We start from the raw sequence: 15861 nt of genomic DNA, 5'->3' as shown, positions 1-15861 counted from the left end.
TCGTATCCCTCTATTTACTTGCGACGACGGACGATCATTTTGTCGGTACGCTTATTACCACGAGTCTTCGCGCCCTTAGTCGGGAAGCCCCATGGCGATACCGGATGACGACCACCGGAGGTACGACCTTCACCACCACCATGTGGGTGGTCAACCGGGTTCATGGCAACACCACGAACGGTTGGGCGAACGCCACGCCAGCGTTTGGCACCAGCTTTACCCAGCGAACGCAGGCTGTGCTCGGAGTTCGAGACTTCGCCCAGGGTCGCACGGCACTCAGCCAGGACTTTACGCATTTCACCAGAGCGCAGACGCAGGGTCACATAGACACCTTCGCGAGCGATCAGCTGAGCCGAAGCACCAGCGGAACGAGCGATCTGTGCACCTTTGCCCGGCTTCAGTTCGATGCCGTGAATGGTGCTACCCACTGGAATGTTGCGCAGTTGCAGGGAGTTGCCTGGCTTGATTGGAGCCAGAGCACCTGCGATCAGCTGGTCGCCAGCACTCACGCCTTTAGGGGCGATGATGTAGCGGCGCTCGCCGTCTGCGTAGCAGAGCAGTGCGATGTGAGCAGTACGGTTCGGGTCGTATTCGATACGCTCGACAGTGGCGACGATGCCGTCCTTGTCGTTGCGACGGAAGTCGACCATACGGTAATGCTGCTTATGACCACCACCTACGTGACGCGTAGTGATGCGGCCATTGTTGTTACGACCACCAGACTTCGATTTCTTCTCGAGCAGCGGTGCGTGAGGAGCGCCTTTATGCAGCTCCTTGTTGACCACCTTGACCACGAAACGGCGGCCAGGGGAAGTCGGTTTGCATTTAACGATTGCCATGATGCACCCCTTCCTTACTCAGCACTGCTGCTGAAATCGAGATCTTGGCCGGGTTGAAGGGAGATGATCGCCTTCTTCCAGTCATTACGCTTGCCCAGACCGCGAGCGGTACGCTTGGTCTTACCCAGAACGTTCAGGGTAGTCACGCTTTCCACTTTCACGCTGAACAGGCTTTCGACGGCCTTCTTGATTTCCAGCTTGGTTGCGTCGGTAGCAACCTTGAAAACGAACTGGCCTTTCTTGTCAGCCAGAACCGTGGCCTTCTCGGAAACGTGCGGGCCAAGTAGAACTTTAAATACGCGTTCCTGGTTCATCCCAGCAGCTCCTCGAATTTCTTCACGGCCGACACGGTGATCAACACCTTGTCGTATGCGATCAGACTGACCGGATCGGAACCCTGTACGTCACGTACGTCGACGTGCGGCAGGTTGCGAGCAGCCAGGTACAGATTCTGATCAACAGCATCAGAAACGATCAGTACGTCGCTCAGACCCATGCCGTTCAGTTTGTTCAGCAGGTCTTTGGTTTTCGGTGCTTCAACAGCGAAGTCCTGAACCACGACCAGACGGTCGGTACGCACCAGCTCGGCGAGGATGGAACGCATTGCTGCGCGGTACATCTTCTTGTTGAGCTTCTGCGAGTGGTCTTGAGGACGAGCTGCGAAAGTGGTACCGCCGCCACGCCAGATTGGGCTACGGATAGTACCGGCACGAGCGCGGCCAGTGCCTTTCTGACGCCATGGGCGCTTGCCGCCACCAGCAACGTCGGAACGGGTTTTCTGCTGCTTGGTGCCCTGACGGCCGCCGGCCATGTAGGCCACGACTGCTTGGTGTACCAGCGTCTCGTTGAATTCGCCGCCGAAAGTCAGTTCGGAAACTTCGATCGCTTGAGCGTCATTTACATTTAGTTGCATGTCAGCTTCCCCTTAACCGCGAGCCTTGGCAGCCGGACGCACAACCAGATTGCCGCCAGTAGCGCCAGGAACGGCACCCTTGACCAGCAACAGATTGCGTTCAGCGTCGACGCGCACTACTTCGAGGGACTGAACGGTCACGCGCTCGGCGCCCATGTGACCGGACATTTTTTTGCCCTTGAATACACGACCAGGAGTCTGGCACTGGCCGATAGAGCCCGGGACGCGGTGGGAAACGGAGTTACCGTGGGTATTGTCTTGACCGCGGAAATTCCAACGCTTGATGGTACCGGCAAAGCCTTTACCTTTCGACTGACCGGTAACGTCTACCATTTGGCCAGCAGCGAAGATTTCTGCATTGATCAAGTCGCCAGCCTGGTACTCGCCTTCTTCAAGACGGAATTCCCAGACACCGCGACCAGCGGCAACGTTCGCTTTAGCGAAGTGACCTGCTTGAGCAGCAGTCACACGCGAAGCGCGACGCTCGCCAACAGTGACTTGCACTGCGCGATAGCCATCAGTTTCTTCGGTTTTGAACTGGGTGACGCGATTCGGCTCGATCTCAATGACCGTGACCGGAATGGAGACACCTTCTTCGGTGAAAATACGGGTCATACCGCATTTACGACCGACTACACCAATAGTCATGTTGTAAACCTCATGAGTGTACGGGGCTTTCACCCGCTATGGCCGCCCATTTCAGAGCGTTACACGACTAAGACCCGAGTCTTAGCCGAGGCTGATCTGCACTTCCACGCCTGCCGCAAGATCGAGCTTCATAAGAGCATCAACGGTTTTATCCGTTGGCTGGACGATGTCCAGTACGCGCTTATGAGTACGGATCTCGTACTGGTCACGCGCGTCTTTGTTGACGTGCGGGGAGACCAGAACGGTGAACCGCTCTTTACGGGTAGGCAGTGGAATTGGACCACGCACTTGAGCACCAGTACGTTTCGCGGTTTCCACGATTTCCTGGGTGGATTGGTCGATCAGGCGATGGTCAAAAGCCTTCAACCTGATACGGATTTGCTGATTTTGCATTGGATTTCAGACTCCAGGCTGCTATTCCCACCGGGCGCACTACGCCCGTTAAAAGGAGGCGTGATTCTATAGACACCCCCACTGAGTGTCAACCCAATAAAAAAGCCCCCGCAAAAGCGGGGGCCTTTCTAAACGATCAACGATTACTCGATGATTTTGGCTACGACGCCGGCGCCGACGGTACGACCGCCTTCACGGATAGCGAAGCGCAGACCGTCTTCCATCGCGATGGTCTTGATCAGAGTGACAGTCATCTGGATGTTGTCACCTGGCATTACCATTTCAACGCCTTCTGGCAGCTCGCAGTTACCAGTCACGTCAGTAGTACGGAAGTAGAACTGTGGACGGTAGCCTTTGAAGAACGGAGTGTGACGGCCGCCTTCTTCCTTGCTCAGAACATAGACTTCTGCGGTGAACTTGGTGTGCGGCTTGACCGAACCTGGCTTGACCAGAACCTGGCCACGCTCAACGTCGTCACGCTTGGTGCCGCGCAGCAGCACGCCGCAGTTCTCGCCAGCACGACCTTCGTCCAGCAGCTTGCGGAACATCTCAACACCGGTGCAGGTGGTGGTGGTGGTGTCACGCAGACCAACGATTTCCAGGGCGTCTTGAACGCGGACGATGCCACGCTCGATACGACCGGTAACAACGGTACCACGACCCGAGATCGAGAATACGTCTTCGATTGGCATCAGGAACGGCTTGTCGATAGCGCGCTCAGGCTCTGGGATGTAGGTATCCAGAGTCTCAACCAGCTTCTTGACAGCGGTGGTGCCCATTTCGTTGTCGTCTTTGCCTTCCAGCGCCATACGAGCCGAACCGATGATGATCGGGGTATCGTCGCCTGGGAAGTCGTAGGTGGACAGCAGGTCGCGAACTTCCATCTCGACCAGTTCCAGCAGCTCAGCGTCGTCTACCAGGTCAGCCTTGTTCAGGAAGACCACGATGTACGGAACGCCAACCTGACGGGACAGCAGGATGTGCTCACGGGTTTGTGGCATCGGACCATCGGCGGCCGAGCAAACCAGGATCGCGCCGTCCATCTGGGCAGCACCGGTGATCATGTTCTTCACGTAGTCAGCGTGACCTGGGCAGTCGACGTGAGCGTAGTGACGAATGGTCGAGTTGTACTCAACGTGAGCGGTGTTGATGGTGATACCGCGAGCTTTCTCTTCTGGAGCGCTGTCGATCTTGTCGAATTCAACGACTGCGGAACCGAAAACTTCGGAGCAGACGCGAGTCAGAGCTGCGGTCAGAGTGGTTTTACCGTGGTCAACGTGACCGATGGTGCCAACGTTGACGTGCGGAAGGGAACGATCAAATTTTTCTTTAGCCACGACAATTAACTCCTAGCCTAAAGGACTGAATCAGCCTTGTTTTTTAACGAGCGCTTCGACGATGTTCGACGGAGCCTCAGCGTATTTGGAGAATTCCATGGAGTAGCTCGCGCGACCCTGGGACATGGAACGAACGTCGGTCGCATAACCGAACATCTCTCCGAGCGGAACTTCAGCACGGACAACCTTGCCGGACACCGAATCTTCCATACCCTGGATCAGACCACGACGACGGTTCAGGTCACCCATCACGTCACCCATGTAGTCCTCAGGGGTCACAACTTCTACCTTCATGATCGGCTCAAGCACCTTACCGCCGCCTTTGGCTGCGAGTTGCTTGGTCGCCATGGAGGCCGCCACCTTGAACGCCATCTCGTTAGAGTCGACGTCGTGGTAGGAACCATCAAACACGGTTGCCTTCAGGCCGATCAGCGGATAGCCGGCAACGATGCCGTTCTTCATCTGCTCTTCGATACCCTTCTGGATCGCCGGGATGTATTCCTTCGGAACCACACCACCCACAACCTCGTTGGTGAAAACCAGGCCTTCGGTGATGTTGCCGTGTGCGTCCACGTCTGGCTGCGAGAAGCGGATCCAGCAGTGACCGAACTGACCGCGACCACCGGACTGACGAACGAACTTGCCTTCGATTTCGACGTTGTCTTTGGTGATCTGCTCGCGATAGGAAACCTGCGGCTTACCGATGTTGGCTTCGACGTTGAATTCGCGCTTCATGCGGTCAACGAGGATGTCCAGGTGAAGCTCGCCCATACCCGAGATGATGGTCTGGCCGGTTTCTTCGTCGGTCTTGACGCGGAACGACGGGTCTTCCTGGGCCAGCTTGCCCAGTGCGATACCCATCTTTTCCTGGTCCTGCTTGGTTTTCGGCTCGACAGCTACCGAAATCACAGGCTCAGGGAAGTCCATACGCTCGAGGATGATCGGCTTGTCGGCGTTGCACAGGGTGTCACCAGTGGTGACGTCCTTCATGCCGATCAGAGCAGCGATGTCGCCGGCCAGTACCTCCTTGATTTCTTCACGCTGGTTGGCGTGCATCTGCACCATACGACCAACGCGCTCTTTCTTGCCCTTGACCGAGTTGATCACGGAGTCGCCGGACTGCAGCATACCCGAGTAAACACGGACAAAAGTCAGAGTACCAACGAACGGGTCGGTGGCAATCTTGAACGCCAGAGCCGAGAACGGCTCGTTGTCGTCGGCATGACGCTCGTCGTAGTCGGCGTCGACCAGCTCTTCCTTTGGCTTCTCGATCAGGTCAGGGTGGATACCCTTGATCGCAGGAATCTCGGTAGGAGCAGGCAGGAAGTCGATAACGGCGTCGAGAACCAGGGGAACGCCCTTGTTCTTGAACGACGAACCACAGACAGCCGGAACGATCTCGCTGGCCAGGGTACGCGCGCGCAGACCGGCCTTGATTTCTTCGACGGTCAGCTCTTCGCCTTCCAGGTACTTGTTCATCAGCTCTTCGCTGGACTCGGCAGCCGCTTCAACCATGTTGGAGCGCCACTCTTGAGCCAGCTCCAGCATATCGGCAGGAATTTCTTCCTCGCGATAGGTGGTGCCTTTGTCGTCTTCGTTCCAGTAGATAGCCTTCATCTTGATCAGATCGACCTGACCCTGGAAGTTCTCTTCCGAACCGATGGCCAGCTGAACAGGAACCGGGGTGTGACCCAGACGGTTCTTGATCTGACCTACGACGCGCAGGAAGTTGGCACCGGCACGGTCCATCTTGTTCACGTATACAACACGTGGAACGCCGTACTTGTTGGCTTGACGCCATACGGTTTCGGACTGTGGCTCAACGCCGGAAGTACCGCAGAACACAACGACAGCGCCGTCGAGTACACGCAGCGAACGCTCAACTTCAATGGTGAAGTCAACGTGGCCGGGGGTATCGATGACGTTTACGCGGTAGTTGTCATACTGACCCTTGGAGCCTTTCCAGAAGGTAGTGACAGCAGCGGAGGTAATGGTGATACCCCGCTCCTGCTCCTGCACCATCCAGTCGGTGGTCGCGGCGCCATCATGCACCTCGCCCAGTTTGTGGCTCAGGCCTGTGTAGAACAGGATCCGCTCGGTAGTAGTGGTCTTGCCCGCGTCAACGTGCGCGCAAATACCAATGTTACGGTAGCGGTTGATTGGTGTAGTACGAGCCATAGAGCCCTCGCAAAAATAGTGATGCCTGAATTAGAAGCGGTAGTGCGAGAACGCTTTGTTGGCTTCGGCCATACGGTGTACGTCTTCACGCTTCTTGACTGCAGCACCTTTGCCTTCAGCAGCATCCAGCAATTCGCCGGCCAGGCGCAGGGCCATAGACTTCTCGCCGCGCTTGCGCGCGTAGTCTACCAACCAGCGCATTGCCAGGGCGTTACGACGGGACGGACGAACTTCGACCGGAACCTGGTAAGTAGCACCGCCAACACGGCGCGACTTCACTTCGACCAGCGGAGCGATGGCGTCGAGAGCTTTCTCGAAGATTTCCAGGGGATCGCTGTTCTTGCGTTCTTTGACCTTGTCCAGCGCACCGTAAACGATACGCTCGGCAACGGCCTTCTTGCCGCTTTCCATCACGTGGTTCATGAACTTGGCGAGAATCTGCGATCCGTATTTTGGATCGTCCAGAATCTCACGCTTGGCTGCTACACGACGTCTTGGCATTGATAAGCCCTCAAACGGTCTTCAGGTTAGCTCGGGACAGGGAACCCAGAGGTTGCGTGCCCGACCTTACTCTTATCGACTCAATAAAATTGATAACTGCAAATTGCTGCAAACGGCCGATTACTTCGGACGCTTGGTACCGTACTTCGAACGACCTTGGTTACGACCTTTGACGCCGGAGGTATCCAGGGAGCCGCGAACGGTGTGGTAACGAACACCTGGCAAGTCTTTTACACGACCGCCGCGGATCAGTACCACGCTGTGCTCTTGCAGGTTGTGGCCTTCACCACCGATGTACGAGGAAACCTCGAAACCGTTGGTCAGACGCACACGGCATACTTTACGCAGTGCCGAGTTAGGTTTTTTCGGCGTGGTGGTGTACACACGGGTGCACACGCCACGACGTTGCGGGCAGTTCTGCAGCGCAGGAACGTCGGATTTCTCGACGATACGCTTACGCGGCTGACGTACCAGCTGGTTGATAGTTGCCATCTACTAGCTCCACTGTTGTCTTGCGACGCTATTGTCTTGCAAGAAAAGCAAAATGGCAGGACGAAGTCCCACCAAATTTAGGGGTACAAGAGTCTAAAGAGGATCTTGCCCCTCGTCAAGGCAAGGCCCCGACATCCCCCACCCTCCCCTTCGCAACAGATTATGTCGCGAAGATCGGGTGAGGGCCGCCAGGGCCCTACGCTTTAGTTGCCGCTGGAGTTCAGCGCTTCGGTCAGTGCAGCTTCCACTTCACTGGCGCTAACACGCAACGGCTTGTCGGCATCACGGCGACGCTTGCGCTCGCTGTGGTAGGCCAGACCGGTACCGGCCGGGATCAGACGACCCACGACCACGTTTTCTTTCAGGCCGCGCAGGTAGTCGCGCTTGCCGGTTACCGCCGCTTCGGTCAGTACGCGGGTGGTTTCCTGGAAGGAAGCCGCCGAGATGAACGATTCGGTGGACAGCGAGGCCTTGGTGATACCAAGCAGTACACGAGTGAACTTGGAGACAAACTTGTCTTCCGCGCCAAGGCGCTCGTTCTCTACCAGTACCTGGGTCAGTTCCATCTGGTCGCCCTTGATGAAGCTGGAGTCACCCGACTCGGCAATCTCGACCTTACGCAGCATCTGACGCAGGATGGTCTCGATGTGCTTGTCGTTGATCTTCACGCCTTGCAGACGGTAAACGTCCTGGATCTCGTTGACGATGTACTTGGCCAGCGCGCTAACACCCAGCAGACGCAGGATGTCGTGCGGATCGCTAGGACCGTCCGAGATGACTTCGCCGCGGTTCACTTGTTCGCCTTCGAAGACGTTCAGGTGACGCCACTTCGGAATCAGCTCTTCGTACGGATCGCTGCCATCGTTCGGGGTGATGACCAGACGGCGCTTGCCCTTGGTCTCTTTACCGAAGGCGATGGTACCGCTGACTTCAGCCAGAATCGAGGCTTCTTTCGGACGGCGCGCTTCGAACAGGTCGGCAACGCGCGGCAGACCACCGGTGATGTCACGGGTCTTGGACGTTTCTTGCGGGATACGCGCGATAACGTCACCAACACCGATCTGTGCACCGTCAGCCACACCGACCAGGGCGTTGGCTGGCAGGAAGTACTGAGCCGGTACGTCGGTACCTGGCAACAGCAGATCCTTGCCGCTGGCGTCGACCATCTTGATTGCAGGACGAATTTCCTTGCCTGCAGCCGGACGGTCTTTGACGTCCAGAACCTCGATGTTGGTCAGGCCGGTCAATTCGTCGGTCTGACGCTTGATCGTGATGCCTTCTTCCATGCCCACGAAGGTCACGGTACCTTTCATTTCGGTAACGATCGGGTGGGTATGCGGGTCCCACTTGGCGACGATGGCGCCAGCGTCGACCTTGTCGCCTTCCTTCACCGAAATCACGGCGCCGTAAGGCAGCTTGTAACGCTCGCGCTCACGACCGAACTCGTCGGCAATCGCCAACTCGCCGGAACGCGATACGGCAACCAGGTTGCCGTCGGCACGCTCAACCTGCTTGAGGTTGTGCAGACGAACCATACCGCCGTTCTTCACCTGGACGCTGTCGGCAGCCGAGGTACGGCTTGCAGCACCACCGATGTGGAACGTACGCATGGTCAGCTGGGTACCCGGCTCACCGATCGACTGTGCAGCGATAACGCCGACAGCTTCACCGATGTTCACCTGGTGACCGCGAGCCAGGTCGCGACCGTAGCACTTGGCGCAGATGCCGTAGCGGGTTTCGCAGCTGATCGGCGAACGCACGATCACTTCGTCGATGCTGTTCAGCTCGATGAACTCGACCCACTTCTCGTCGACCAGGGTACCGGCCGGAACGATGACGTCGTCAGTGCCAGGCTTGAACACGTCACGGGCGATTACACGACCCAGTACGCGCTCACCCAGCGGCTCTACAACGTCGCCGCCTTCGATGTGCGGGGTCATGACCAGACCCTGCTCGGTGCCACAGTCGATCTCGGTAACCACCAGATCCTGCGCCACGTCTACCAGACGACGGGTCAGGTAACCGGAGTTCGCGGTTTTCAACGCGGTATCCGCAAGACCCTTACGCGCACCGTGAGTCGAGATGAAGTACTGCAGTACGCTCAGACCTTCGCGGAAGTTCGCGGTGATCGGCGTCTCGATGATCGAGCCGTCCGGCTTGGCCATCAGACCACGCATACCGGCCAACTGACGAATCTGAGCTGCCGAACCCCGGGCACCGGAGTCAGCCATCATGTACATCGAGTTGAAGGACTCCTGCTCGACTTCGTTGCCTTCGCGGTCGATGACCTTCTCTTTCGAGAGGTTGGCCATCATCGCCTTGGACACTTCGTCGTTCGCCTTGGACCACAGGTCGATGACCTTGTTGTACTTCTCGCCCTGGGTTACCAGGCCGGAGGCGTACTGGCTCTCGATCTCTTTCACTTCGTCGGTGGCAGCACCGATGATGCGGGCTTTTTCATCCGGGATAACGAAGTCGTTAACACCGATGGAAACGCCGGAGATGGTCGAGTAGGCAAAACCGGTGTACATCAGCTGGTCAGCGAAGATGACGGTCTCTTTCAGACCAACCACGCGGTAGCACTGGTTGATCAGCTTGGAGATCGCCTTTTTCTTCATCGGCTGGTTGACCACGTCGTACGACAGACCTGGCGGTACAACCTGGAACAGCAGTGCACGGCCGACAGTGGTGTCGACGATGCGGGTGTTCTTGACGCTGCCGCCATCACGATCGTTCACGGTTTCGTTGATACGAACCTTGATCTTGGCGTGCAGGGCCGCTTCGCCGGCGCGGAATACGCGGTCGACTTCCTGCAGGTCGGCGAATACGCGACCTTCGCCCTTGGCATTGATGGCTTCGCGGGTCATGTAGTACAGACCCAGTACAACGTCCTGCGAAGGAACGATGATCGGCTCACCGTTGGCTGGCGACAGGATGTTGTTGGTCGACATCATCAGCGCGCGCGCTTCGAGCTGGGCTTCCAGCGTCAGCGGCACGTGCACGGCCATCTGGTCACCGTCGAAGTCGGCGTTGTACGCGGCACAGACCAGCGGGTGCAGCTGGATGGCCTTGCCTTCGATCAGTACCGGCTCGAACGCCTGGATACCCAGACGGTGAAGGGTCGGTGCACGGTTGAGCAGTACGGGGTGTTCGCGAATCACTTCGGCAAGAACGTCCCACACCTCTGGCAACTCGCGCTCGACCATCTTCTTGGCGGCCTTGATGGTGGTCGCCAGACCACGCATTTCCAGCTTGCCGAAAATGAACGGCTTGAACAGCTCGAGGGCCATTTTCTTCGGCAGACCGCACTGGTGCAGACGCAGGGTCGGACCTACGGTAATTACCGAACGACCCGAGTAGTCAACGCGCTTACCGAGCAGGTTCTGACGGAAACGACCTTGCTTACCCTTGATCATGTCGGCCAGGGATTTCAGAGGACGCTTGTTCGAGCCGGTGATGGCGCGGCCGCGACGGCCGTTGTCGAGCAGTGCGTCGACCGCTTCCTGCAGCATGCGCTTTTCGTTGCGCACGATGATGTCAGGCGCAGACAGGTCGAGCAGGCGCTTCAGACGGTTGTTACGGTTGATCACCCGACGGTACAGGTCGTTCAGGTCGGAGGTCGCGAAACGACCGCCATCCAGCGGAACCAGTGGACGCAGGTCTGGCGGCAGAACCGGCAGAACGGTCAGGACCATCCACTCAGGCAGGTTGCCCGAGCCCTGGAAGGCCTCCATCAGCTTCAGTCGCTTGGACAGCTTCTTGATCTTGGTTTCCGAGTTGGTCTGCGGAATCTCTTCGCGCAGGCGGCCAATCTCGTGTTCCAGGTCGATAGCGTGCAGCAGTTCGCGGACGGCCTCGGCACCCATGCGGGCGTCGAAGTCATCGCCGAACTCTTCCAGCGCCTCGAAGTACTGCTCGTCGTTCAGCAGCTGGCCTTTTTCCAGGGTGGTCATGCCCGGGTCGATAACGACATAGCTCTCGAAATAGAGAACGCGTTCGATATCACGCAGGGTCATGTCCATCAGCAGGCCGATACGCGACGGCAGCGACTTCAGGAACCAGATGTGGGCAACAGGCGAGGCCAGCTCGATGTGCGCCATGCGCTCACGACGAACTTTTGCCAGCGCGACTTCAACACCGCACTTCTCGCAGATCACGCCACGGTGCTTCAGGCGCTTGTACTTGCCGCACAGGCACTCGTAGTCCTTGACTGGGCCAAAGATCTTGGCGCAGAACAGGCCGTCACGCTCAGGCTTGAACGTACGGTAGTTGATGGTTTCCGGCTTTTTTACTTCACCGAACGACCACGAACGGATCATCTCAGGCGAGGCCAATCCGATACGGATGGCGTCGAACTCTTCGACTTGACCCTGGTTTTTCAGCAAATTCAGTAGGTCTTTCAAGGCCTTTCCTCCTGGCGGAGCAGGGAGCGGGCTTTTCAGCCGCGCTCCCGATTCGCGTCACGTGTTATTCGGTTTCCAGATCGATATCGATACCGAGCGAACGAATCTCTTTGATCAACACGTTGAAGGACTCGGGCATGCCCGGCTCCATACGGTGATCGCCGTCCACGATGTTCTTGTACATCTTGGTCCGACCGTTCACATCGTCCGACTTCACTGTGAGCATTTCTTGCAGGGTGTATGCCGCGCCGTATGCTTCCAGCGCCCACACTTCCATCTCCCCGAAACGCTGACCACCGAACTGCGCCTTACCACCCAGCGGCTGCTGGGTAACCAGGCTGTAAGAACCAGTGGAACGCGCGTGCATCTTGTCGTCCACCAAGTGGTTCAGCTTGAGCATGTACATGTAACCAACGGTCACTGGACGCTCGAACTTGTTGCCGGTACGACCGTCGAACAGCTGCATCTGACCGCTTTCCGGCATGTCTGCCAGTTTCAGCATGGCCTTGATTTCGCTTTCCTTGGCACCGTCGAAGACTGGAGTGGCCATTGGCACACCGCCTTTGAGGTTCTTCGCCAGGTCGAGGATTTCCTGGTCGGAGAAGTCTTCCAGGCTTTCCTGACGACCACCGATCTCGTTGTAGATCTCGGTGAGGAACTTGCGCAGCTCGATGACCTTGCGCTGCTCTTCGAGCATGCGGTTGATCTTCTCGCCCAGGCCCTTGGCCGCCAGGCCCAGGTGGGTTTCGAGGATCTGGCCGACGTTCATACGCGAAGGTACACCCAACGGGTTGAGTACCACGTCCACCGGCGTACCGTTGGCGTCGTGCGGCATATCTTCGACCGGCATGATCACGGAGACCACACCCTTGTTACCGTGACGACCGGCCATCTTGTCGCCCGGCTGGATGCGACGACGGATTGCCAGGTAGACCTTGACGATCTTCAGTACGCCCGGTGCCAGGTCATCGCCCTGCTGCAGCTTGCGCTTCTTGTCTTCGAACTTGTCGTCCAGCAGACGGCGACGATCAACGATGTAGGCCTGGGCCTTCTCGAGTTGCTCGTTCAGCGCATCTTCGGCCATGCGCAGTTTGAACCACTGGCCGTGCTCCAGACCGTCCAGCACTTCGTTGGAGATGACCGAACCTTTCTTCAGGCCGGCACCACCTTCGACGACCTGACCGTTCAGGGCGCTGCGCAGACGTTCGAAGGTTGCGCCTTCAACGATGCGGAACTCTTCGTTCAGGTCCTTGCGGATCTCGTCCAGCTGCATCTTCTCGATGGACAGCGCACGGCTGTCGCGCTCGACGCCATCGCGAGTGAAGACCTGTACGTCGATGACAGTACCCTTGGTGCCGGTCGGCACACGCAGGGAGGTGTCTTTGACGTCGCTGGCCTTCTCGCCGAAGATCGCACGCAGCAGTTTTTCTTCTGGCGTCAGCTGGGTCTCGCCTTTTGGCGTGACCTTGCCGACCAGAATGTCGCCAGCGCCGACTTCAGCACCCACGTAGACGATACCGGCTTCGTCCAGCTTGTTCAGCGCAGCCTCACCCACGTTCGGGATGTCCGCGGTGATTTCCTCTGGGCCAAGCTTGGTGTCACGGGCCACACAGGTCAGTTCCTGGATGTGGATCGTGGTGAAGCGATCTTCCTGAACCACACGCTCGGACAGGCAGATGGAGTCTTCGAAGTTGAAGCCGTTCCACGCCATGAACGCGATGCGCATGTTCTGACCCAGAGCCAGCTCACCCATGTCGGTGGACGGGCCGTCGGCCATGATGTCGCTACGCTGAACCACATCACCCTTGCTCACCAGCGGACGCTGGTTGATGCAGGTGTTCTGGTTCGAGCGGGTGTACTTGGTCAGGTTGTAGATATCGACACCAGCTTCGCCGGTTTCAACTTCGTCATCTGCAACACGCACCACGATACGGCTGGCGTCGACGGAATCGATCACACCGCCACGACGAGCCACGACGCAAACGCCGGAGTCACGCGCAACGTTGCGCTCCATGCCGGTACCTACCAGCGGTTTGTCGGCGCGCAGAGTCGGTACAGCCTGACGCTGCATGTTCGAACCCATCAACGCACGGTTGGCGTCGTCGTGCTCGAGGAACGGAATCAACGATGCGGCAACAGAAACTACCTGCTTTGGCGAAACGTCCATCAGGGTGACGTCTTCCGGCGCCTTGACGGTGAATTCGTTCAGGTGACGGACCGCTACCAGTTCGTCGATCAGTTGCTTCTTCGCGTCCATCGTGGCCGAAGCCTGTGCGATGACGTGATCAGCTTCTTCGATCGCCGACAGGAACACGATGTCGTCGGTAACCACACCCTCTTTCACCACGCGGTACGGGCTCTCAAGGAAGCCGTACTGGTTGGTGCGGGCATAGGCCGCCAGGGAGTTGATCAGACCGATGTTCGGACCTTCAGGGGTCTCGATCGGGCACACGCGGCCGTAGTGGGTCGGGTGTACGTCACGGACTTCGAAGCCTGCGCGCTCACGGGTCAGACCACCAGGGCCGAGTGCCGAGACACGACGCTTGTGGGTGATCTCGGACAGCGGGTTGTTCTGGTCCATGAACTGGGACAGCTGGCTCGAACCGAAGAACTCCTTCACCGCCGCCGCTACCGGCTTGGCGTTGATCAGGTCTTGCGGCATCAGGCCTTCGCTTTCAGCCATGGACAGACGCTCTTTGACCGCGCGCTCTACACGCACCAGGCCAACGCGGAACTGGTTCTCGGCCATTTCGCCGACACAGCGCACGCGACGGTTACCCAGGTGGTCGATGTCGTCGACGATGCCTTTGCCGTTACGGATGTCGACCAGGGTCTTGAGGACCTCGACGATATCTTCCTTGCTCAGCACGCCCGAACCTTCGATCTCGGTACGACCGATACGACGGTTGAACTTCATGCGACCAACAGCCGACAGGTCGTAACGCTCGGCGCTGAAGAACAGGTTGTTGAACAGGGTCTCTGCGGCATCCTTGGTTGGCGGCTCGCCAGGACGCATCATGCGATAGATCTCGACCAGCGCTTCCAGTTGGTTGCTGGTGGAGTCGATCTTCAGGGTATCCGAGATGAACGGACCGCAGTCGATGTCGTTGGTGTACAGGGTCTCGATGCGAACGACCTGAGCCTTGGCGATCTTCACCAGTGCTTCGGTGGTCAGCTCGGTGTTGCATTCGGCCAGGATTTCACCGGTAGCCGGGTGCACGATCGCCTTGGCGGTGGTGCGGCCCAGAACGTATTCCAGCGGCACGTCCAGGGATTTGACACCAGCCTTTTCCAGCTGGTTGATGTGGCGAGCGGTAATACGACGACCCTGCTCGACAATCACCTTGCCGCTGTCGTCATGGATGTCCATGACCGCGATTTCACCACGCAGGCGTTGTGGCACCAGTTCCAGGCTGAGCTTTTCGCCCGCCACGTGGAATACGTTGGTGGTGTAGAACGCGTTCAGCACTTCTTCGGTGGTGTAGCCCAGCGCGCGCAGCAGTACGGAAGCCGGCAGCTTGCGACGACGGTCGATACGGACGAATACACAGTCTTTCGGATCGAATTCGAAGTCCAGCCACGAGCCGCGGTAAGGAATGATCCGCGCCGAGTACAGCAGCTTGCCCGAGCTGTGCGTCTTGCCACGGTCGTGGTCGAAGAACACGCCTGGCGAGCGGTGCAGCTGGGAAACGATAACACGCTCGGTACCGTTGATTACGAAGGTACCGTTTTCAGTCATCAGGGGGATTTCACCCATGTAGACTTCTTGCTCTTTGATGTCCTTGATCGCTTTGTTCGACGATTCTTTGTCGAAAATGATCAGGCGGACTTTCACGCGCAGCGGTACCGCGTAGGTTACCCCGCGCAGTACGCATTCTTTGACATCAAAGGCCGGTTCGCCCAGACGATAGCCAACGTACTCCAGGGCAGCATTGCCGGAGTAGCTGATGATCGGGAAAACCGATTTGAAGGCCGCATGCAGGCCCACGTCGCGGAACTGATCTTTAGTCGCTCCCGCCTGCAAGAATTCACGATACGAATCCAGCTGGATGGCCAGGAGGTAAGGCACATCCATGACGTCCGGCAACTTGCTAAAGTCCTTGCGGATACGTTTTTTCTCAGTGTATGAGTAAGCCATCAGCGTTCCCCAGCTTGGT

At 57.8% G+C, this 15861-nt stretch carries 11 protein-coding genes; all 11 read right to left on the bottom strand.

The window, feature by feature from the left end:
* Window positions 1-14 precede the first annotated feature (14 nt).
* Window positions 15-839, bottom strand: coding sequence for a 50S ribosomal protein L2 (gene rplB / locus V9K84_RS24545; RefSeq protein ID WP_078481646.1), 825 nt, complete (start codon window positions 837-839; stop codon window positions 15-17).
* Between the two features lie 14 nt (window positions 840-853).
* Entirely contained in the window at window positions 854-1153 is a 300-nt protein-coding gene (gene rplW, locus V9K84_RS24540; protein WP_009397515.1) for a 50S ribosomal protein L23, read from the bottom strand.
* Complete coding sequence (gene rplD, locus V9K84_RS24535) at window positions 1150-1752, bottom strand: 50S ribosomal protein L4 (RefSeq protein ID WP_010220305.1); 603 nt, start codon at window positions 1750-1752, stop codon at window positions 1150-1152. Before rplD ends, rplW begins: the two co-directional genes overlap by 4 nt.
* 12 nt (window positions 1753-1764) lie before the next feature.
* Window positions 1765-2400: a 50S ribosomal protein L3 gene (rplC, locus tag V9K84_RS24530; protein WP_043861931.1), complete on the bottom strand. Its 636-nt coding sequence runs from the start codon at window positions 2398-2400 to the stop codon at window positions 1765-1767.
* 81 nt (window positions 2401-2481) lie between these two features.
* Window positions 2482-2793, bottom strand: a complete 312-nt coding sequence (gene rpsJ, locus V9K84_RS24525) for a 30S ribosomal protein S10 (RefSeq protein WP_003186070.1) — start codon at window positions 2791-2793, stop codon at window positions 2482-2484.
* Between the two features lie 143 nt (window positions 2794-2936).
* Entirely contained in the window at window positions 2937-4130 is a 1194-nt protein-coding gene (gene tuf, locus V9K84_RS24520; protein ID WP_043861932.1) for an elongation factor Tu, read from the bottom strand.
* A gap of 30 nt (window positions 4131-4160) precedes the next feature.
* Window positions 4161-6308, bottom strand: a complete 2148-nt coding sequence (gene fusA / locus V9K84_RS24515) for an elongation factor G (protein ID WP_043861933.1) — start codon at window positions 6306-6308, stop codon at window positions 4161-4163.
* Window positions 6309-6338: 30 nt separating this feature from the next.
* The gene (gene rpsG, locus V9K84_RS24510) at window positions 6339-6809 is read right to left on the bottom strand and encodes a 30S ribosomal protein S7 (RefSeq protein ID WP_008089143.1); all 471 of its coding nucleotides are present in this window, start codon (window positions 6807-6809) and stop codon (window positions 6339-6341) included.
* Window positions 6810-6929: 120 nt separating this feature from the next.
* Window positions 6930-7301, bottom strand: coding sequence for a 30S ribosomal protein S12 (rpsL, locus tag V9K84_RS24505; protein WP_003186084.1), 372 nt, complete (start codon window positions 7299-7301; stop codon window positions 6930-6932).
* A gap of 203 nt (window positions 7302-7504) precedes the next feature.
* Entirely contained in the window at window positions 7505-11704 is a 4200-nt protein-coding gene (gene rpoC, locus V9K84_RS24500; protein ID WP_054916698.1) for a DNA-directed RNA polymerase subunit beta', read from the bottom strand.
* A 64-nt stretch (window positions 11705-11768) separates the two neighbouring features.
* Window positions 11769-15842: a DNA-directed RNA polymerase subunit beta gene (gene rpoB, locus V9K84_RS24495; RefSeq protein WP_043861935.1), complete on the bottom strand. Its 4074-nt coding sequence runs from the start codon at window positions 15840-15842 to the stop codon at window positions 11769-11771.
* Window positions 15843-15861: the final 19 nt, after the last annotated feature.

It is taken from the genome of Pseudomonas sp. AE27, assembly GCF_037113495.1.
GTDB lineage: Bacteria > Pseudomonadota > Gammaproteobacteria > Pseudomonadales > Pseudomonadaceae > Aquipseudomonas > Aquipseudomonas palmensis.
This window is presented reverse-complemented; position numbering and strand designations above follow the sequence as displayed.